This is a genomic window from Kribbella deserti, from assembly GCF_042434725.1.
GTDB lineage: Bacteria > Actinomycetota > Actinomycetes > Propionibacteriales > Kribbellaceae > Kribbella > Kribbella deserti.
In genome coordinates, this window is sequence record NZ_JBHLTC010000008.1 from 66,506 (window position 1) to 85,817 (window position 19,312).

Here is a 19,312-nt window from a genome sequence, read left to right on the forward strand (position 1 = left end):
CCGGCGCGCAGCGTGCGGGACCCCGCAAACCCGGCCAGACCCCACCCGAGCGGACGCACCAACAACCACCCGCGCCCACTCCGCAGTACAACCCCAACGGCCGCCACACCCGCCGCCCAGGCGCCAGCTGAAGGCCGACAGGAACGCCTACGCGTGCGGCCCAACCGTCACGGTCTCGAACGCCACCGTCGGCTCTGCACCAACGATCTCCCCCACCCGTACCGCCTCCGCCTCGACGGCAGTGCGCACGCGAGCACCACCACCCCCACCAAGCAGCTCCACCGTCACCCGCGCCCGTCGGCCCGAGCGACGAAGATGCCAAACGCCCGCGACCACCCCGTCAACCAGCACAACCGGATAGTTCCCCGCCTGGCCACCGCCCAGCGCCCGCTCGAACGCCTTCCCCGGAAAGAGCAACTCCCGCGGCTGACTCCCCACCACGAAGGCGTCGAAGTACGGCAACAACCGCACCCCGGCCGGATCGGAAGACTCGAACGACACGTCATCCGCCATCACCCAAGCCTCCAACCCGTCCACCTCGACCCTCGCCAGTTCAGCCCGCTCGAACACCGACGAGGCCCACCCGCGCGGAGCACTGAGCCACTGGGCGAAGTGGGCGGGTGTTGCCGGACCGTAGGCCCACAAGTACCTCCGCAGCAGTTCGTCGACTGCCTCGTCCGCCGGCATCGGCTTGAACCCAGGCAGCCAGCGATGCGGGTTGGTGTACGCCGCCTTGCGACCCTTGTTCGGCGCGTAGCAAAGCACTCCCGCGTTGGCCGCCTCCGCGATCGCCTGCTGCCAGCGCGGCCAGAAACCTTGGAACGCGGGCATCACCAGATCCCCGGCCCACTCCCCGAGCCGGGCTACCAGCGCCGTGGTCAGCTCCTCGATCGTCAGCTCGTCATCGGCAAGCGCCTCCGCGAGGGCCTCGATCACCAACTCGGTCTGCCGCTCGCTCATCCGTACGTCTTCCTTGAACGGCGACACCTTCGTCGGCAAGGCCTGCAAGGCGCCGGTCCACAGCGGCAGGTCTTCGGTCGGCAGCAGGTGGACCGTGCCGCGGGGCCCGAACGTCTTCACCAGGGACCGCCCGGTCCACAAAGCGTCCTGTACGTCGTACCGGGTGGTGCCGCCGCAGCGCAGCGCGATCGACAGTTCGGCGGCGGTGATGATCTGCGCGTGCGCGCCGGACATCGCCCGGACCACCCCGGCCGGATCGTGGCCAGGGGCAACGGTGAGGAAGTGGCGCAGGAGGCGGCGAGCGGAGACCTCGTCCCAGGTGAGCTTCATACCCGGACCCTAGGCAGCAATAGCGGTCAGGATCAGGCCACTACTGCCAGCGAGCGTCGACCAGGTTCCAGATGACGCCGGCCAGGGCGTCCTTGCTGCCCGAGGGCACCGGCAGGGCGCCGCCGTCGCGGTCGAGAATGACGGCCTCGTTCATATCGCTGCCGAAAACCTTGCCGCCGGAGACGTCGTTCACCACCAGCAGGTCGCAGCCCTTGCGCTCGAGTTTGGCGCGGGCCAGGTCGATCACGCTGTGCTCGGCATCACCGGTCTCGGCGGCGAACCCGACGATGACCTGGTCCTTGCGGGCACGGTCGTGCGAGATGGTGGCGAGAATGTCCGGGTTCTGTACCAGGTTGACCGCGGGCACGGAACCATCGGCGGTCTTCTTGATCTTGTGTTCGGCCACATCCGCCGGGCGGAAGTCCGCCGGGGCCGCGGCCATCACGACAGCGTCGGCGTCGACCGCGCGGGCGGTGATCTCGTCGAACAGGTCCCGCGTCGAGGTCACCGGTACGACGTGCACGCCGGCGGGATCGGGCAGTTCCGAGTTCGCGGCGACCAGCGTGACCTTGGCACCTCGGGCGGCGGCGATCCGGGCCAGCGCATAGCCCTGTTTGCCGGACGAGGAGTTGCCGAGATAGCGAACCGGATCGAGGTGCTCGCGGGTACCACCGGCGCTGACCAGAACGTGCCGGCCGGTCAGGTCGGCGATCTTGTGGCCGGCGGCCCGGGCGGCCTCGTCGGCGAGCATCAACTGGCTGATCGCGAAGATCTCGGCCGGTTCCGGCAGCCGCCCACGGCCGGTGTCCTTGCCGGTGAGCCGGCCGACCGCCGGGTCGAGCACGGTGATACCGCGCTCACGCAGGGTGGCGACGTTGGCCTGCGTGGCCGGGTGCTCCCACATCTCCGTGTGCATCGCGGCCGCGAACAGGATCGGGCAGCGCGCGGTGAGCAGGGTGTTGGTGAGCAGGTCGTCGGCCAGGCCGTGCGCCGCCTTGGCGATCAGGTTCGCGGTGGCGGGCGCGACGACAACGAGGTCGGCGGCCTTACCGATCCGCACGTGCGGAACCTCGTGCACGTCGTCGAACGGGTCGGCCGTGACCGGCTGACCTGAGAGCGCGGCCCAAGTGGAGGCGCCGACGAAGTCCAGCGCGGCAGCGGTCGGCACTACCCGAACCCGGTGGCCGGATTCGGTCAGGCGGCGAAGCAGGTCACAGACCTTGTACGCCGCGATGCCGCCGCCGACACCAAGGACGACCGACGGGCGCGCGGTGGCAGCGCCGTCGGCCGTCTCAGTCGTCATCGAGAAACCTTCGAGGTACGACTACGCGCCGGACTTCTCCGCGGCGGCGGCCTCGGCCTCGGGGTCGATATCGGTGCAGGTCAGGACGCCCTCGTTGATCTCGCGCATGGCGATCGAGAGCGGCTTCTCCTGGACGTGGGTCTCCACCAGGGGACCGACGTACTCCAAGAGGCCCTCACCGAGCTGCGAGTAGTAGGCGTTGATCTGCCGCGCACGCTTGGCCGAGTACAGCACGAGCTTGTACTTGGAGTCGGTGTGGGTGAGCAGGTCGTCGATCGGCGGGGAGGTGATGCCGATGGCGACGGGCTGGGTGCCTGACAAGGTTCAGCTCTTTCCAGAGATGGAGGGTGATCGAATCAACTTTACCAAGTGATCGGCCGCTTCCCGTACCGAAGCGTTCACGATCGTGACGTCGAACTCTTTTTCGGAGGCCAGCTCGACCCGCGCGGTGTCCAGCCGACGCTCCCGCTCCTCGAGTGTTTCGGTACCGCGACCGACCAGCCGGCGGACCAGTTCGTCCCAGCTGGGCGGTGCCAGGAAGACAAAAAGTGCCTCCGGCATAGTCTCGCGGACCTGCCGCGCGCCCTGCAGGTCGATCTCCAGCAGCGCGGGCCGGCCCTCGGCCAGCTTCTCCAGCACCGGCTGCTTCGGCGTGCCGTAGCGGGCCGCCTTGTGCACGACGGCCCATTCCAGCAGCTCGTCCTCGGCCTGCATCCGGTCGAACTCCTCGTCGGAGACGAACAGGTAGTGCACGCCGTGCACCTCGCCCGGCCGGGCCTTGCGGGTGGTGGCCGAGACCGAGATCCAGACCTCGGGATAGCGCGTGCGGATATCCGCGGCGACCGTGCCCTTGCCGACCGCGGTGGGACCGGCGAGCACGGTGAGACGTGCGCCACCGTGGCCCGTCTTGTCGGTGCTCGTGACGTCCGGGGTGCCCACCGTGGCCTCCATCGACTGAATGCTCACTCGGCGAATTCGCGCTCGAGCGCGGCGATCTGGTTGGTACCGAGACCCCGGACCCGCCGGGATTCCGAGATTCCCGCCCGCTCCATCATCTGCTGCGCCCGGACCTTGCCGACACCGGGGATGCACTGCAGCAGATCGCTGACCCGCATCTTGCCGATGACGTCGTTCGTCTGGCCCTCGTGCAGCACGTCGCGCGGGGAGGCCCCCGAGTGACGGATGCGGTTCTTGACCTCTGCTCGCTCTCGCCGCGCGGCTGCGGCCTTCTCCAGGTTTGCTGTCCGCTGCTCCGGACTCAACGAAGGAAGTGGCACCGTTTCACCTTGTCCCGTTTTGTGGCTTCAGCAGGTGAACCTAGCCAACGAGCCCGGGCAGCGGCAAACACCAGGCTTATTCGAGGTGACCTACAGGCGGCGCAGGCGGCTACTCGATACCCGGTACGTCGACCTTGCAGGCGTCCTTGGCGTGCGTCGCGATGGCCTTGTACGCCGTTGTCACGCCGCCGGTCTGCTGGCTCAACCGGGCCAGCTCGACGCGGTTCCCCTGGGCCTTCTGCGCCTTCTCGGCGAACGCGATGACCTTCTGCCAGTCGTCCTTCACCTCGGCCGGTGCGTTCGCGCCGACCTTCTTGGCGTCGTCCAGGATCTTGCCGTAGTCGGCCGCGTTCGTCGGGTCGACCCCGCTGGCAGCCGCGGCGAACCCGGCCAGATCCACGCAGTACGCCTGCTCAGCCGTACACGCGGTCAAACCACTCGACACCAGCACGGCGGCCGCCGCCATACCGGCCGTCGCGAAAACCTTGCGCATCCTCACCCAATCAGTTCGAGCTGCTGTGAACCACGAACCTACCGACCCGGGCCAACTACCCACTGGTACGACCCGTCACGCGAACTGGTCAGCAGACCACCGGCCGCCGGGTTTCCGGCGGCCGGTGGCGGAAAAACGACGACGCGATCAGGGACCGGTCTTGATGTCGACCTTGCACTCGTCCTTGGCGTACTTCGAGATGGCCTGCGAGGCCTCGCCCACCTTCGCCGCCTCACCGGCCAGCTCCGCCATCTTCGCCTGGTCGCCCTTGGCCGCCTCGGACTTCTCCAGGTAGCCGATCATCGTGTCCCAGTGCGCCTTCTGCTCCGACGGGGCCTTGTCGCGGACCGACTTCATCTTCGTGATCGCGGCGGACATGTCGCCGGCCTTGATCGAGGCGGCGTCCGAGTTGTCCTTCAGGGCGCTGCAGTAGCCGCCGTTGCCCGAGCAGGCGGTGAGGGCGCCGAGGCTGATGGTGACAACGGCAGCGAGAGCCGCAACTTTACGCATCTGGTTCTACTTTCGTACCTGTGGGGAAATCCCGAATGTTTCCCGGTCGAGTGGAAGCCTGTCCGATCGCCGGGGTCATCCGCGGCCCGGTCGCGCGTGATGAATAACGCGCGCCCGAAATGGAACGAGACCGTGACCTCTCGCGTCAATCGCCGGGCGACGACTCCAGGTCCGCGAGGACTTCGCGGAACTTGGCCGTCCGGACCTCGTCGCCGAGTTCCGTGACGATCTGGATCGCCTCGCGGACGCGGTTGAGGCCGTCCGCGCGGTCGCCGTGCCGCACCAGCGCCGTACCGAGATCGACGGTGGTCTCCGCGATCCCGGCCCGGTAGCCGATCGACCGATGCAACTCGATTCCGGCCAGCAGCGACGAGATCCCATCCGCGACTCGCCCCGTCTCGACCAGCAGCGTGCCGAGGTTGTTCTCGGCGAAGGCCAGACTCCGGACGTTGCCCAACTCGGCCAGCAGGTCGCGGCTTCGCGCCACCATCTCCAGGCCGTCGTCGCGAAGCCCGTCCGTCCACAGCGTCATGCCCAGGGTCATCAGCAGCGCCGCCTCGCCCTCGGCCAGGCCGGCCGCCCGGTGTAGCGCGAGGCCCTTCTCCAGCGGTGCGAGGGCTTCGGTGCGTCGGCCGCTCAGTGCGAGCGCCCGGCCAAGATTGCCCCAGGCAACCGCCGCGGCCGCGCGATCGTCGGTCCGGTCCAGTACCTCGACCGCCTGCTCGAAGGCCGCGATCGAATCGTCTTCATGGCCGAGCAGGATCTCGGTGATGGCCAGATCCCCGAGCAGCATCCCGCGGGTGACCAGGTCGTCGATCAGCGGCAGCGTCGCCTGGATCAGCTCGCGCCAGGTGGCGATCGGCCCGTGCGAGGTGAAGTACGGGGTGAGGGCGAGAACCAGGCCGGGCACCACCGCTACCGCCGTACCGCGGCCGAGCGCGATCGCCTGGGAGACCGCGCCGAGCAGGTTCGGCAGTTCGGTATCGAGCCAGTTGAACGCCGTAGGCGCATCGGGGAACCCCGGCTCCGGCTTGAGCCAGGCCTCGTCGGCCCAGCGCAGTACCTGGCTGTTCGGCGCATAGTGCACGGTGGATTCGAGCGCCACCCGGCGATAAAGCTCCAGGACACGAGCCAGTACGGCGTCCCGCTCGCCCTCGTCCAACGCGATACTCGCCTGCTCGCGCGCGTACACCTGCAGGAGATCGTGCAGGTGGTATCGCTCGGGTGCCGCCGACTGCAGGACGTGCAGGTCGACGAACTCCTCCAGCACCGCCTCGGCCGCCGACTCGCGGCGATCGAGAATGGCCGCGCCGACGGCCAGGCCGATGGTCTCCAGGTCGACCACGCCGAGCCGGGCGAAGTCGAGCTCGTTCTCGATCGAGACCGAGAACGTGGCGCGTAGCTCGGCGTCATCCGTGGCCAGCTCGTCGAGCCTGGCCTGTTCGTCGGTCAGCCGGTCCGCCAGCTCGCGCAGCCGCCACGACGGGTGGGCGCCGAGCCGCGCGGAGGCCAGGCCGATCGCGAGGGGCAGCCCGCCGCAGTGCTCGATCAGGCGGTCGGCCTCGGCCGGTTCCGCGTCCACCCGGTCGCTGCCGAGCACCGAACGCAGCACCGCGCGCGCGGCCGCCGGCTGCAGCAGACCCAGTTCGAGGTGCTCGGCACCGGCCAGGCTGATCAGCTTGCGACGACTTGTAGTGATCACCGCGCAACCGGCGTCGGCCGGGATCAGGTGCTCGACCTGCCCCGCGTCGGCCGCATTGTCCAGCAAGAGCAGGACCCGCCGCCCGGCCAGCTTGGACCGGACCAGCGCGGACGCCTCGGCGACATCGTCGGGCACGGCCTTCGCCGGGACCCCGACGGCGCCCAGCAACCGCGTCAGCGCCTGCATCGCGGTCAAGGCCGGGCGGGCGCTGAAGCCGTTCAGTTCGAGGTAGAGCTGCCCGTCCGGGTACGCGTCGGCCAGCCGGTGCGCGGCGTACACGGCAAGTGAGGTCTTGCCTGTCCCGGCCATACCCTCGATCGACAGGATCGGCGCGGCGCCCCGGCTGCCCCCGGCGCGCAAGCGGTCGACCACCTCCTCGACCTGGCCGTCCCGTCCAGCGAAATGCCGCAACACCGGCGGCAACTGCCCGAGAACGCCCGCCTCCGGCCCGGCAGGAGTCGCGCGCGGCCGGGCCGACCGTTCGAACTCGGCCCGGACGTCGTCCGCCAGCTCGAGCGCGTCCGCGAGCTGTTCCACCGTCTCCCGGTACGGCGCTCGCCGGGTACCGCGTTCCAGCGCCCCGATCGCCTCGACGCTCAGGCCGGACCGCGCGGCAAGCATCTCCTGGGTGATACCGAGAGCCCGGCGATGCCGACGCAGCAGCTGTCCGAACGGAGCACTCAAACTAGTAGCCCAGGACGGGGCCAAGGGTGTCGTTGGCCTTCGCGGTGGCGTCGCGCAGCGCCTGCACCGAGGGGCCTTGGGCCAGGATCTCCCGGGACATGTTCGGTACGACGTTGTGCAGAGCGGGTCCGAAGATCTTGGCCAGGCTCTCCGCGGTGGCCCCTTGGGCGCCCAGACCCGGCGCGAGCAGCGGGCCGCAGATGTCGAGGTCCTCGTCGGTCGAGCCGATGGTCGCCCCGACGACCGCGCCGAAGGAGCCGAGGTCCTCGGCACCTTCGTTGAGCTTGTACAGGCCGTCCAGCACGGACCCGGCGACGGTCGCGCCATCCGCCGTACGGGCGGACTGCAACGCGGGGGCTTCCGGGTTCGAGGTGAGCGCCAGCACGAACACCCCGGCTCCCGCGATGCGCGCCTCATCGAAGGCCGGCTGCAGCGATCCGAAGCCGAGGTACGGGCTGACGGTCAACGCGTCACAGGCCATCGGCGCGTCCTTGGACAGGTACGCCGAGGCGTATCCGGCCATGGTCGAACCGATGTCCCCGCGCTTCGCGTCCAGCAGCACCAGCGCACCGGCCGAGCGCGCCGCCGGAATGGCCCGTTCCAGTACGGCGACACCGGCCGAGCCGAAGCGCTCGAAGAACGCGGACTGCGGTTTGAACATGGCGACCTGCCCGGCCAGAGCCTCGATCACGGTGAAGGTGAACTTCTCCAGGCCGCTCGGGTCGTCGGGCAAGCCCCAGGCCTGCAACAGGTGGGCGTGCGGGTCGATGCCGACGCAGAGCGGGCCGCGCTCGACCATCGCGGCGCGCAAGCGGGTGCCGAAGGGAACGATCATCTGGTCTCCAAAGCAACAGGGGCCTGACGCAGCGCCCGGTTCGTCTGCCGGATGAGGCCGGGCCCGCGATAGATCAGGCCGGTGTAGATCTGCACGAGGCTCGCGCCCGCGTCGAGCATCCGGGTCGCGTCGTCCGGATCGAGAATGCCGCCGACCCCGATGATCGGCAGTTGCCCGGCGGTGGCCTCGTGGATGTGCGCGACGGTACGGCGCGCCTTGCCGGTCAGGGGCCGGCCGGACAGTCCCCCGGCCTCGGCACCGCGCGCGACGTCATCCGGCTTGAGCCCGTCCCGGCTCAAGGTGGTGTTGGTGGCGATGATCCCGGCGATCTTGGTCTCAGTGCAGACGCCGAGCAGTTCGTCGATCGCCTCCAGGGTGAGATCCGGCGCGATCTTGACCAGGATCGGTTTCGGCTCCGCTCCGTTGCCGAGGGCAAGCGCCTCGTTGCGCAGGGCAACCAGCAGCTCACGGAGCTGGCCGGCGTCCTGGAGCGAGCGCAGGCCGGGGGTGTTGGGTGAGCTCACGTTCACCGCGAAGTAGTCGCCATAGGCGTACAGCCGGCGCAGGGAGGTGACGTAGTCCGCGACGGCGTCCTCGATCGGCGTGACCTTGGACTTGCCGATGCTCACGCCCAGCGGATAGCCGAGATCGCCGTACGCGTCCAGCCGGGTCGCGAGGGCCGCCGAGCCCTCGTTGTTGAAGCCCATCCGGTTGATCACGCCCTCGCTGTCCACGAGGCGGAACAGCCGCGGCTTTGGATTTCCCGGCTGCGGCTCGGCCGTCACCGTGCCGACCTCGACGAACCCGAAACCAAGGGCCCGCCAGGCCGGCAGCGCGACGCCGTTCTTGTCCATTCCGGCGGCCAGCCCGACCGGCGTCGGGAAGCGAATGCCGAACACGGTCCGCGCCAGCGCGGGCGACGTCCGGCCCAGGGCGGCGGCCAGCTTCGGCGCCGCTCCGAGCAGACGCAGCCCGCGCAGGGTCTGCTCGTGCGCGATCTCGGCATCGCCACGGCCCAGCCGGTAGAGCACCGGCCGGACCAGGTGGCGATAAACCGTCACTGCTCGGTTCCGCGGATCCGGGCGGCCCAGTCCTGCAACGAGCGCACGCCGATGTCGCCCGCGCGCTGCGCCTCGATGCCCTGTACGGCGGCCGCGAGCCCCTGCACGGTGGTGATGCAGGGGATGTTCCGCGCGACGGCCGCACTGCGGATCTCGTAGCCGTCGATCCGCGGGCTACCGTCCTGAGTGATGCCGATCGGGGTGTTCACGATCAGGTCGACATCACCCTCGTGCACGATCTGGCCGATCGTCGGCTCGCCGTTCGGGCCCGGCCCGGCGCTGTTCTTGCGCACCACCGTGGCCACGACGCCGTTGCGCCGCAGGACGTCGGCCGTGCCCTCGGTGGCGAGGATCTCGAAGCCGAGATCGGCCAGCCGCTTCACCGGGAAGATCATGTGCCGCTTGTCCCGGTTGGCCACCGAGACGAACACCTTGCCGGTCGACGGCAGCGGCCCGGAGGCGCCGGCCTGCGACTTGGCGAACGCCGTACCGAAGGTGTCGTCGATGCCCATCACCTCGCCGGTCGAACGCATCTCCGGCCCCAGCACGGTATCGACCGAGGCGCCTTCGATGGTCCGGAAGCGGTTGAACGGCATCACCGCCTCCTTCACTGCGATCGGCGTGTTCGGCGGCAGCGTGCCACCGTCACCGGTCGCGGGCAGCATGCCCTCGGCGCGCAGCTCCGCGACGGTCGCGCCGAGCATCACCCGGGCGGCCGCCTTGGCCAGCGGCGTGGCGGTCGCCTTGGAGACGAACGGCACGGTCCGCGAGGCGCGCGGATTGGCCTCCAGCACGTAGAGCACGTCGCCGGCCAGCGCGTACTGCACGTTCAGCAGGCCGCGTACGCCGACGCCGCGGGCGATCGCCTCGGTGGAGGCACGGATCTTCGCGATGTCGGCGCGGCCCAGCGTGATCGGCGGCAGCGCGCAGGACGAGTCGCCCGAGTGCACCCCGGCCTCCTCGATGTGCTCCATCACGCCGCCGAGGAACAGTTCCTCGCCGTCGAACAGGCCGTCCACGTCGATTTCGACCGCGTCGTCCAGGAACCGGTCGATCAGCACCGGGTGGTCCCAGCTCGCGATCTGCTCGCCGCCGCTCAGCCGGACCAGCGCCGCGCTCAGCTCGGCCTCGCTGTAGACGATCTCCATCCCGCGACCACCCAGCACGTACGACGGCCGGACCAGCACCGGGAACCCGATGTCGGCCGCGATCACCTGGGCCTCGTCGAACGACATGGCCGTACCGTGCTTGGGCGCGGGCAGGTTGGCCTCCGCGAGCACCTTGCCGAAGGCACCGCGCTCTTCGGCCAGGTGGATGGCCTCCGGCGACGTACCGACGATGGGCACACCCGCGTCCGCGAGGCGCTGGGCCAGTCCGAGCGGGGTCTGGCCACCGAGCTGCACGATGACGCCCGCGATCGGGCCCGCCTGCATCTCGGCGTACACGATCTCGAGCACGTCCTCGGCGGTGAGCGGCTCGAAGTACAGCCGGTCCGAGGTGTCGTAGTCGGTCGAGACCGTCTCCGGGTTGCAGTTGACCATGATCGTGCAATACCCGGCGTCGCGCAGCGCCATCGAGGCGTGCACACAGGAGTAGTCGAACTCGATGCCCTGGCCGATCCGGTTCGGGCCCGAGCCCAGGATCAGCACCGCGGGGGTCTCGCGCGGAGCCACCTCGGTCTCCTCGTCGTACGACGAGTAGTGGTACGGCGTGGCGGCGGCGAACTCGGCCGCGCAGGTGTCGACCGTCTTGTAGACCGGGCGGATTCCGAGCGCCTGGCGAACGCCGCGCACGACGTCCTCCTCCAGGCCGCGGATCTCGGCCAGTTGCAGGTCGGAGAACCCGTGCCGCTTGGCCAGCCGGATCACCTCGGGCGTCATTCGGGTGCCCTTGGCAACGGTCAGGGCGGTCTCGTGGATCAGGAAGAGCTGGTCGATGAACCACGGATCGATCTTGGTCGCCTCGAAGATCTGCTCGGCCGAGGCGCCGGCCCGGATCGCGTCCATCACCTTGCGCAGCCGGCCGTCGCGCGGCGTCCGGATCTCCTCCAGCAAGGGCTCGACCGAAGTTGCCGGGGGCAACAGCCAGGAGAACCGGGCCTCCGGCTTCTCCAGCGAGCGCAGCGCCTTCTGCAGTGCCTCGGTGAAGTTCCGGCCGATGGCCATCGCCTCGCCGACGCTCTTCATGTGCGTGGTCAGGGTGTTGTCGGCCGCCGGGAACTTCTCGAAGGCGAACCGGGGCACCTTGACGACCACGTAGTCCAGCGTCGGCTCGAAGCTCGCCGGGGTCTGCTGGGTGATGTCGTTGGGAATCTCGTCCAGGGTGTAACCGATCGCCACCTTGGCCGCGATCTTGGCGATCGGGAAGCCGGTCGCCTTCGACGCCAGCGCGGACGAGCGGGACACCCGCGGGTTCATCTCGATCACGATCAGGCGGCCGTCGGCCGGGTTGACCGCGAACTGGATGTTGCAGCCGCCGGTGTCGACACCGACCGAGCGGATGATGCCGATCGACAGGTCCCGCATGGTCTGGTACTCGCGGTCGGTCAACGTCATCGCCGGCGCGACCGTGATCGAGTCACCGGTGTGCACGCCCATCGGGTCCAGGTTCTCGATCGAGCAGATGATCACGACGTTGTCGGCCTTGTCGCGCATCACCTCCAGCTCGTACTCCTTCCAGCCGAGGATCGACTCCTCGATCAGGACTTCGGTGGTCGGGCTGGCCGACAGACCCGCACCGGCGATGCGGCGCAGATCGTCGGCGTTGAAGGCCATCCCGGAACCAACGCCGCCCATCGTGAACGACGGCCGGACCACCAGCGGATAGCCCATCTCGTCGGCGGCCGCGAACACGTCGTCCAGCGTGTGGCAGACGGCCGAGCGGGCCACCTCCGCGCCGAGTTCCTCGACGATCGCCTTGAACGACTCCCGATTCTCGCCGCGCTGGATCGCGTCGACGGAGGCGCCGATCAGCTCCACGCCGTACTTGGCGAGCACGCCGTTCTCGTGCAGGGCGATCGCGGCGTTCAGCGCGGTCTGGCCGCCGAGGGTGGCGAGCAGCGCGTTCGGGCGCTCCTTCTCGATCACCTTCTCGACGAACTCCGGCGTGATCGGCTCGACGTAGGTGGCGTCGGCGAACTCCGGATCGGTCATGATCGTGGCCGGGTTGGAGTTCACCAGGACGACGCGGAAGCCCTCCTCCTTCAGCACCCGGCAGGCCTGGGTGCCGGAGTAGTCGAACTCACAGGCCTGGCCGATCACGATCGGGCCGGAGCCGATCACCAGCACCGACTCGATATCAGTACGACGAGGCATCAGCGATCACCCATCAGGTCTACGAAGCGGTCGAACAGGTACGCCGAGTCGTGCGGGCCGGCCGCCGCCTCGGGGTGGTACTGGACCGAGAAGCCCTTGAGCTTCCCGTCCTTGGTGAGCTTGAGCCCCTCGACCACGTTGTCGTTGAGCGAGACGTGACTGACCTCGGCCAGCCCGTACGGCGTCTCGACGCCGCCGTCCAGCGGAGCGTCGACCGCGAAGCCGTGGTTCTGCGCGGTGATCTCGACCTTGCCAGTGGCCCGGTCGAGCACCGGCTGGTTGATCCCGCGGTGCCCGTACTTGAGCTTGAACGTGCCGAGCCCGAGCGCGCGGCCGAAGACCTGGTTGCCGAAGCAGATACCGAAGTACGGAATCCCCTGCTCCAGCAGCGCCTTGAGCAACGTGGTCGGGTGCTCGGTGGTTTCGGGATCACCCGGGCCGTTCGACATGAACACGCCGTCGGGCTGAACCGCGAGCACCTCTTCGAGGCTCGACGTCATCGGCATCACGTGCACCTCGACCCCGCGCTCGGCCAGGCGCTTCGGCGTCATCGTCTTGATGCCGAGATCGAGCGCGACCACCGTGAAGCGCTTCTCGCCCTCGGCCGGTACGACGTACGTCTGCTCGGTGGTCACCTCGGAGGCCAGGTCCGACCCGGCCATCGACGGCTGCTCCAGGACGCGGGCCAGCAGCACCTGCGGGTTCAGCTCCTCGGTCGAGATGGCGGCCCGCATCGCGCCGCGCTCGCGCAGGTGGCGGGTCAGCGCCCGGGTGTCGATACCGGAGATACCGACGATGCCCTGGGCCTTCAGCTGGTCGTCCAGCGTGCGCACGGACCGCCAGTTCGACGGCACCCGGGCGGGATCACGCACGACGTACCCGGCGACCCAGATCTTCGACGACTCGTCGTCCTCGTCGTTCACGCCGGTGTTGCCGATGTGCGGGGCGGTCTGGGTGACGATCTGGCGGTGGTACGACGGATCGGTCAGCGTCTCCTGGTAACCGGTCATGCCGGTGGTGAACACCGCCTCGCCGAAGGTCTCGCCGTGCGCACCGTACGACGTACCGGCGAAGGTCCGGCCGTCCTCCAGCACCAGCAGTGCGGGCTTGTGCGAACTCATCGGTCTGCTCCGATCAGGGTCGAGATGGAACTGGTCAAGGTGGCGGTGTCGGCCTTGCGGCGGGGGCGGAAGCCGGTATCCAGCTCGCGCCCGTCGTGCAACCAGGTCACCACCACGAGACCCGACGACTCCGCGGTCACCTTGCCGGCGATACCGCGGTCGGTGCGGACGCCGGTGACCTGGTCCGCGGGAATGAAAACGTCGGCGGCGCCGCGACGGCGGAACAGCAGGCCGGCCTCGGTGACGGCCAGGTCCGCGACACTGCGGACACCCAGCTCGTGTACCGCGATCCGGTCCATCCAGTCGCCCGCCGTGGTGGTGGCGATGTAGACACCTTCGACACCTTCCGGTGCCTCGGCGAGCGCCGTAGGTACGGCGGGAAGTGTGGCTAGATCGGCCTGCCGCTGCTGGCGGTGGCGCCAGCCTTTCAGCATGCCGAAGTAGGCCAGCGCGATGATGGCCAGCGTGCCGGCGGCGCTCAGTGCGTAGGTCACTTGGCCAGCTTTCCGTCCAGCACGGTCGCCTCACCGCGCAGGAAGGTCGCGACCACCCGGCCGGGCAGCTGCATGCCGTCGAAGGGCGTGTTACGCGACAGCGAGGCCGTCTCGCTCGGCACGATCGTGCGGGTGGCGTTCGCGTCCACCAGCGTGAGGTTCGCCGGGGCACCGGCGGCCAGCGGCTGCCCGTGTCCGCTGAGCTGGCCGATCCGCGCGGGCCGGAAGCTCATCCGGTCGGCGACGTCGGCCCAGGTCATCAGCTTGGTGTCCACCATCGCGTGCTGGACCACTGACAGCGCGGTCTCCAGGCCGAGCATGCCGAAGGCCGCCGCACTCCACTCGCAGTCCTTGTCCTCGACCGGATGCGGCGCGTGGTCGGTGGCGACGATGTCGATGGTGCCGTCGGCCAGGCCCTCGCGAACCGCCTCCACGTCCTCCTTGGTACGCAGCGGCGGGTTCACCTTGAAGACCGGGTTGTACGTCGTGGCCTTCTCCTCGGTCAGCAGCAGGTGATGGGGCGTGACCTCGGCGGTGACCGCGAGCCCGCGCTTCTTGGCGGCGCGCACGATCTCCACCGAGCCCTTGGTGGACAGGTGGCACACGTGCAGCTTGGATCCGACGTGGGCGTTCAGCAGGATGTCGCGCGCGATGATCGACTCTTCGGCGACACTCGGCCAGCCGGTGAGCCCGAGCACGCCGGACAGCTCGCCCTCGTTCATCTGCGCGCCCTGGGTCAGCCGCGGTTCCTGCGCGTGCTGCGCGATGACGCCGCCGAAGGCCTTCACGTACTCCAGCGCGCGGCGCATCAAGGCGGCGTCCCAGACGCAGAGGCCGTCGTCGGAGAACACCCGAACCCGGGCGGCCGAATCGGCCATCGCACCGAGTTCGGCCAGTTGGGTGCCCTTCAGGCCGACCGTGACCGCGCCGACCGGGAACACGTCGCAGTAACCGGCCTCCCGGCCGAGGCGCCAGACCTGCTCGACGACACCCGCGGTGTCCGCGACCGGGTCGGTGTTGGCCATCGCGTGCACGCCGGTGAACCCGCCGAGGGCGGCCGCTCGCGTACCGGTCAGGACGGTCTCGGCGTCTTCCCGGCCGGGCTCGCGCAGGTGCGTGTGCAGGTCGACCAGGCCGGGCAGCGCGATCAGGTCGGTGCCGTCGATCTCCTGCGCGCCTTCGGGCTTGGGCAGGTTTTTGCCGACGGCAACGATCTCGCCGTTGTCGAGGTGCAGGTCCGCCGCTTCGCCGCCCAGGATGCGGGCGTTGCTGATCAGGTAGGCGGTCATGCGGTCGTCTCCTCTGTGCTTGCGTTGTCGTTCGCTCCAGACAGGAGCAGGTAGAGCACGGCCATCCGGACCGCCACGCCGTTCGTGACCTGTTCGACGATGACCGAGCGGGTCGAGTCGGCCACGTCCGCGGTGATCTCCATACCGCGGTTCATCGGGCCGGGGTGCATCACGATGGTGTTGTCCTGCAACTGCGCCATCCGGTGTACGTCGAGCCCGTAGCGGCGGCTGTACTCGCGGGCGGACGGGAAGAACGCCTCGCCCATCCGCTCGCGCTGGACCCGCAGCATCATCACCGCGTCGCTCTTCGGCAGCACCGCGTCCAGGTCGTACGACGTCTCGCATGGCCAGCCGTTCATGTTCACCGGCAGCAGCGTCGGCGGGGCCACCACGGTGACCTCGGCGCCGAGCGTCGAGAGCAGCAGTACGTTCGACCGGGCCACCCGGCTGTGCAGCACGTCGCCAACGATCGTGATCCGGCGGCCGTCCAGCGAGCCGAGGTGGCGCCGCATGGTGAACGCGTCCAGCAGGGCCTGGGTGGGATGCTCGTGGGTGCCGTCACCGGCGTTGACCACACTGCCGCGCAACCAGCCCGAAGTGGCCAGCAGGTGCGGTGCGCCCGAGGCGCCGTGCCGGCAGACCACACCGTCGGCGCCCATCGCCTGCAGGGTCAGCGCGGTGTCCTTCAGGCTTTCGCCCTTGCTGACGCTGGAGCCCTTGGCGGAGAAGTTGATGACATCGGCCGAGAGGCGCTTCGCGGCGGCCTCGAACGAGATCCGGGTGCGGGTGGAGTCCTCGAAGAAGAGGTTCACCACGGTCCGGCCGCGCAGCGCGGGCAGTTTCTTGATCGGGCGGTCGGCCAGCGACCGCATCTCCTCGGCGGTGTCGAGGATCAGGTTGGCTTCGTCCAGGCTCAGATCGCCGGCGCTCAACAAGTGTTTCATCTCACGCTCCCCTGACGCTGATCAGCACGGCGTCGGAGTCGTCGTACTCGGTGAGCCGCACGGTGACCCGCTCGACCAGGGAGGTGGGCAGGTTCTTGCCCACGTAATCGGCCCGGATGGGCAGTTCGCGGTGACCACGGTCGACCAGCACGGCCAGCTGGACCGCCTTCGGGCGGCCGATGTCGCTGATCGCGTCGAGCGCGGCGCGGATCGTACGGCCGGAGAACAGCACGTCGTCGACCAGCACCACGACCTTGCCGTCGATGCCGTCACCGGGGATGTCGGTGTGCTCGAGCGCGCGAGCCGGCTTGAGGCCGATGTCATCGCGGTACATGGTTACATCGAGTGACCCTGTCGGCACCGTCTGCCCCTCGACGGCGGCGATGCGTGCCGAGATGCGGGACGCGAGTCCCACTCCACGGGTCGGAATGCCCAGCAGCACCACCGGATCGGCGCCGCGGTTGCGCTCGAGAATCTCGTGCGCGATCCGGGTCAATGCCCGGGAGATGTCGGAAGCGTCAAGGACCGTTCTCGGCGCAGTCGCCGAGGCAGGAGTCATTGCCACCGTTCCTCCTTTCCCGCCTCTCTGGACGGGTCTTTAAAGGATGTTCGGACCACTTGACATGCTATCGGAAGTGACACGCCGTCTTGACGCTGGCCTCTGACCCGGAATATTGTTACTCTGTGTAACCGTGGGGGGTTCACCGCAACGGGATCCGCAAAGGGATTCGTACATCGGAGGGAATGACCAGCGTGCCTAGCGAATACGCGAAGACACTTGGCGGCAAGTTGCGCGCCATCCGCCAGCAGCAGGGCCTGTCCTTGCATGGCGTGGAAGAGAAGTCCAAGGGTCGCTGGAAGGCGGTAGTGGTCGGCTCGTATGAGCGTGGCGACCGCGCCGTCACCGTCCAGAAGCTCGCCGAGCTCGCCGATTTCTACGGCGTGCCGATCCGTGAGTTGCTCCCAGGTTCCGCGAGTGCGGCAGCTGCCGCAGCCGCCCCGCCGAGGCTGATCCTCGACCTGGAAGCCCTGCAGCACCTCGACGCGTCGGAGGCCGGCCCGCTCACGCGGTACGCGGCCACCATCCAGGCGCAGCGTGGTGACTACAACGGCAAGGTGCTGTCGATCCGTCAGGACGACATGCGCACCCTCGCCGTGATCTACGACGAGTCTCCGACCACTCTGACCGAGCGCTTCATCTCCTGGGGTGTTCTCAACCCCGAGGCGAAGGGTGACGTCGAGGTCGAGGAGACCGCCGGCGCCTGAGCAGTAGCAGCTGCTTGAGCAGTACCAGCTGCATTCTGAGGAGATCGCAGCGAACGTAGGACAGCCTGACGGCGGAGTTGAGCCTTCATACGCGGCTCAAAGCTTCGGCAGGCTGGCAGTTGCAGGGCTTTTGAGGAGAGTGGGATCGCCCACCCTGGGCGTAGTGGTGGTCAGACGCCGAGGGTGGGCCAAGCGGCCAGCAGGGAACCCGTGACCCCTGCAGGCCACCGGATTTCCGGTCAGCCGGCCTCTCACCAGTGGACTCATTCCGTCCACCACCACCGATCGTTCCGCCGCACCGACGGCCGCCCAAAATCCCGGCCGCACCGCCCCAGCCGCACAGCGCCGCCGTCCACCGCGCCCTGACGCCGCATCGCGCCACTCCCGCCGCACCTCGCCACGCCCGCGAAGCCACGGCGACCTCATTCCGAGGGTCGACGGTCGGAATCGGGGGTGGAATGGCCAAGTGGGACGGGTCGACCCCCGATTTCCCTGGTCGACCTCCGAAATTTGCCGCCCGGACCGTCGTACGGACGAAGGCGAGGGGGCGGCGGCCGAAGGCGAGCGGAGGCGTGCGAAGAGCCGGTTGCGTGGGGCAACCGGCTCTTCGGAACATGCAGGATGCGGGTCAGACGTTGAGGGTTGGCTTGAGCTGGAGGAGGCGGGCCAGCAGGCCGTTGACGAAGGCTGGGGACTCGTCGGTGGAGAGGTCGCGGGCCATGGCGACGGCTTCGCTGACGGCGACCACGTCGGGCACCTCGTCGTCGTACAGGAGTTCGTAGACGCCGATGCGCAGGATGTTGCGGTCGACGGCGGGCATCCGCTCGAGGGTCCAGCCGACCGAGTGGGTGCTCAGCAGGTCGTCGATCGCCGCGATGTGCGTGGAGACGCCCTCGACCAGCGACACCGTGAACTCGGCCACCGGCGGGTCGTTATCCTCGATCCGGTCGGCCAGGGTGCCGCCCACGGCCAGGCCACGCACCTCGGACTCGTACAGGACGTCGAGGGCGCGCTTACGGGCCTTGCTGCGGGCAGACATCTTCTGGTGAGGGCTCTCTCGCGACGGGTCGGCTGATCAGGACGTGACGCGGCCGAGGTAGTCCCCGGTCCGGGTGTCCACCTTGACCTTCTCGCCGGTGGTGAGGAACAGCGGCACCTGAATGGTGTAGCCGGTCTCCAGCTTGGCGGGCTTGGTGCCGCCGGTGGAGCGGTCGCCCTGCAGGCCTGGCTCGGTGTACTCCACGGTGAGCTCGACCGAGGCCGGGAGCTCGACGTACAGCGGGATCTCGTTGTGCACCGCGACGATGGCGTCCTGGTTCTCGAGCAGGAAGTTCGAGGCGTCGCCGACCACGTCGGGCGTGATCGCGGTCTGCTCGTAGGTGCCCTTGTCCATGAACACGTAGCTGTCGCCGTCGGCGTACAGGTAGGTCATGTCGCGCTTGTCGACGTTCGCCACCTCGACCTTGACGTCGGCGTTGAAGGTCTTGTCGACGACCTTGCCCGACAGCACGTTCTTCAGCTTGGTGCGCATCACGGCGCCGCCCTTGCCGGGCTTGTGGTGCTGGAACCAGACGACGGACCACAGCTGCCCATCCAGGTTGAGCACCATGCCGTTCTTGAGGTCGTTCGTCGTTGCCACGCGGGAAGCCCTTCGAAAGTCGTCAGCGGTACACCGGATTGTAGCGGTCAGCACCCCCTGGAGCCGATTCCGCGCAACCGGCGGCCGCCC

The 19,312-nt window shown here is 68.9% G+C and carries 19 protein-coding genes; 1 reads left to right on the forward strand and 18 read right to left on the reverse strand.

Translation table 11 applies throughout. The features are described 5' to 3' along the window. Nucleotides 1-147 precede the first annotated feature (147 nt). From ACFFGN_RS07535 to pyrR, 16 genes are all read right to left on the reverse strand, one after another. Nucleotides 148-1,290 (reverse strand): winged helix DNA-binding domain-containing protein, encoded by a 1,143-nt coding sequence (locus ACFFGN_RS07535; RefSeq protein ID WP_380044613.1) that lies wholly within the window; start codon nucleotides 1,288-1,290, stop codon nucleotides 148-150. Between the two features lie 40 nt (nucleotides 1,291-1,330). Continuing rightward, on the reverse strand, nucleotides 1,331-2,593 hold the full coding sequence (gene coaBC, locus ACFFGN_RS07540; RefSeq protein WP_380044614.1) for a bifunctional phosphopantothenoylcysteine decarboxylase/phosphopantothenate--cysteine ligase CoaBC: 1,263 nt from the start codon (nucleotides 2,591-2,593) through the stop codon (nucleotides 1,331-1,333). A 21-nt stretch (nucleotides 2,594-2,614) separates the two neighbouring features. After that, nucleotides 2,615-2,914: a DNA-directed RNA polymerase subunit omega gene (rpoZ, locus tag ACFFGN_RS07545; RefSeq protein ID WP_380044615.1), complete on the reverse strand. Its 300-nt coding sequence runs from the start codon at nucleotides 2,912-2,914 to the stop codon at nucleotides 2,615-2,617. Nucleotides 2,915-2,917: 3 nt separating this feature from the next. After that, nucleotides 2,918-3,544 carry a guanylate kinase gene (gmk, locus tag ACFFGN_RS07550; RefSeq protein ID WP_380044616.1) on the reverse strand — a complete coding sequence of 209 codons (627 nt, stop codon included), beginning with the start codon at nucleotides 3,542-3,544 and terminating at the stop codon, nucleotides 2,918-2,920. Nucleotides 3,545-3,555: 11 nt separating this feature from the next. Continuing rightward, nucleotides 3,556-3,870 (reverse strand): integration host factor, actinobacterial type, encoded by a 315-nt coding sequence (mihF, locus tag ACFFGN_RS07555; protein WP_380044617.1) that lies wholly within the window; start codon nucleotides 3,868-3,870, stop codon nucleotides 3,556-3,558. Nucleotides 3,871-3,979: 109 nt separating this feature from the next. Continuing rightward, nucleotides 3,980-4,363: a hypothetical protein gene (locus ACFFGN_RS07560; RefSeq protein WP_380044764.1), complete on the reverse strand. Its 384-nt coding sequence runs from the start codon at nucleotides 4,361-4,363 to the stop codon at nucleotides 3,980-3,982. A 147-nt stretch (nucleotides 4,364-4,510) separates the two neighbouring features. Then, nucleotides 4,511-4,873 (reverse strand): hypothetical protein, encoded by a 363-nt coding sequence (locus ACFFGN_RS07565; protein WP_380044618.1) that lies wholly within the window; start codon nucleotides 4,871-4,873, stop codon nucleotides 4,511-4,513. Nucleotides 4,874-5,018: 145 nt separating this feature from the next. Beyond that, nucleotides 5,019-7,259 carry a tetratricopeptide repeat protein gene (locus ACFFGN_RS07570; RefSeq protein WP_380044619.1) on the reverse strand — a complete coding sequence of 747 codons (2,241 nt, stop codon included), beginning with the start codon at nucleotides 7,257-7,259 and terminating at the stop codon, nucleotides 5,019-5,021. 1 nt (nucleotide 7,260) lies between these two features. After that, nucleotides 7,261-8,094 carry an orotidine-5'-phosphate decarboxylase gene (gene pyrF / locus ACFFGN_RS07575; RefSeq protein WP_380044620.1) on the reverse strand — a complete coding sequence of 278 codons (834 nt, stop codon included), beginning with the start codon at nucleotides 8,092-8,094 and terminating at the stop codon, nucleotides 7,261-7,263. Continuing rightward, complete coding sequence (locus ACFFGN_RS07580) at nucleotides 8,091-9,155, reverse strand: quinone-dependent dihydroorotate dehydrogenase (protein WP_380044621.1); 1,065 nt, start codon at nucleotides 9,153-9,155, stop codon at nucleotides 8,091-8,093. Before ACFFGN_RS07580 ends, pyrF begins: the two co-directional genes overlap by 4 nt. Continuing rightward, nucleotides 9,152-12,469, reverse strand: coding sequence for a carbamoyl-phosphate synthase large subunit (carB, locus tag ACFFGN_RS07585; protein WP_380044622.1), 3,318 nt, complete (start codon nucleotides 12,467-12,469; stop codon nucleotides 9,152-9,154). The genes ACFFGN_RS07580 and carB overlap by 4 nt, the downstream gene beginning before the upstream one ends. Next, the gene (gene carA / locus ACFFGN_RS07590; RefSeq protein ID WP_380044623.1) at nucleotides 12,469-13,590 is read right to left on the reverse strand and encodes a glutamine-hydrolyzing carbamoyl-phosphate synthase small subunit; all 1,122 of its coding nucleotides are present in this window, start codon (nucleotides 13,588-13,590) and stop codon (nucleotides 12,469-12,471) included. The genes carB and carA overlap by 1 nt, the downstream gene beginning before the upstream one ends. Then, nucleotides 13,587-14,084 carry a PH-like domain-containing protein gene (locus ACFFGN_RS07595; RefSeq protein ID WP_380044624.1) on the reverse strand — a complete coding sequence of 166 codons (498 nt, stop codon included), beginning with the start codon at nucleotides 14,082-14,084 and terminating at the stop codon, nucleotides 13,587-13,589. The genes carA and ACFFGN_RS07595 overlap by 4 nt, the downstream gene beginning before the upstream one ends. Continuing rightward, nucleotides 14,081-15,373 (reverse strand): dihydroorotase, encoded by a 1,293-nt coding sequence (locus tag ACFFGN_RS07600; RefSeq protein ID WP_380044625.1) that lies wholly within the window; start codon nucleotides 15,371-15,373, stop codon nucleotides 14,081-14,083. The genes ACFFGN_RS07595 and ACFFGN_RS07600 overlap by 4 nt, the downstream gene beginning before the upstream one ends. Then, nucleotides 15,370-16,317, reverse strand: a complete 948-nt coding sequence (locus ACFFGN_RS07605; protein ID WP_380044626.1) for an aspartate carbamoyltransferase catalytic subunit — start codon at nucleotides 16,315-16,317, stop codon at nucleotides 15,370-15,372. The genes ACFFGN_RS07600 and ACFFGN_RS07605 overlap by 4 nt, the downstream gene beginning before the upstream one ends. Before the next feature lies 1 nt (nucleotide 16,318). Beyond that, on the reverse strand, nucleotides 16,319-16,876 hold the full coding sequence (gene pyrR / locus ACFFGN_RS07610) for a bifunctional pyr operon transcriptional regulator/uracil phosphoribosyltransferase PyrR (RefSeq protein ID WP_380044627.1): 558 nt from the start codon (nucleotides 16,874-16,876) through the stop codon (nucleotides 16,319-16,321). 185 nt (nucleotides 16,877-17,061) lie between these two features. On the opposite strand from pyrR, the gene bldD reads away from it, so the two are divergent. Then, nucleotides 17,062-17,583, forward strand: coding sequence for a transcriptional regulator BldD (bldD, locus tag ACFFGN_RS07615; RefSeq protein ID WP_442914266.1), 522 nt, complete (start codon nucleotides 17,062-17,064; stop codon nucleotides 17,581-17,583). 628 nt (nucleotides 17,584-18,211) lie between these two features. Here the strand turns inward: bldD and nusB are convergent. Both nusB and efp read right to left on the reverse strand, forming a co-directional pair. Continuing rightward, nucleotides 18,212-18,622 carry a transcription antitermination factor NusB gene (nusB, locus tag ACFFGN_RS07620; RefSeq protein ID WP_380044628.1) on the reverse strand — a complete coding sequence of 137 codons (411 nt, stop codon included), beginning with the start codon at nucleotides 18,620-18,622 and terminating at the stop codon, nucleotides 18,212-18,214. Between the two features lie 36 nt (nucleotides 18,623-18,658). Further along, the gene (gene efp, locus ACFFGN_RS07625) at nucleotides 18,659-19,222 is read right to left on the reverse strand and encodes an elongation factor P (protein ID WP_380044629.1); all 564 of its coding nucleotides are present in this window, start codon (nucleotides 19,220-19,222) and stop codon (nucleotides 18,659-18,661) included. Nucleotides 19,223-19,312: the final 90 nt, after the last annotated feature.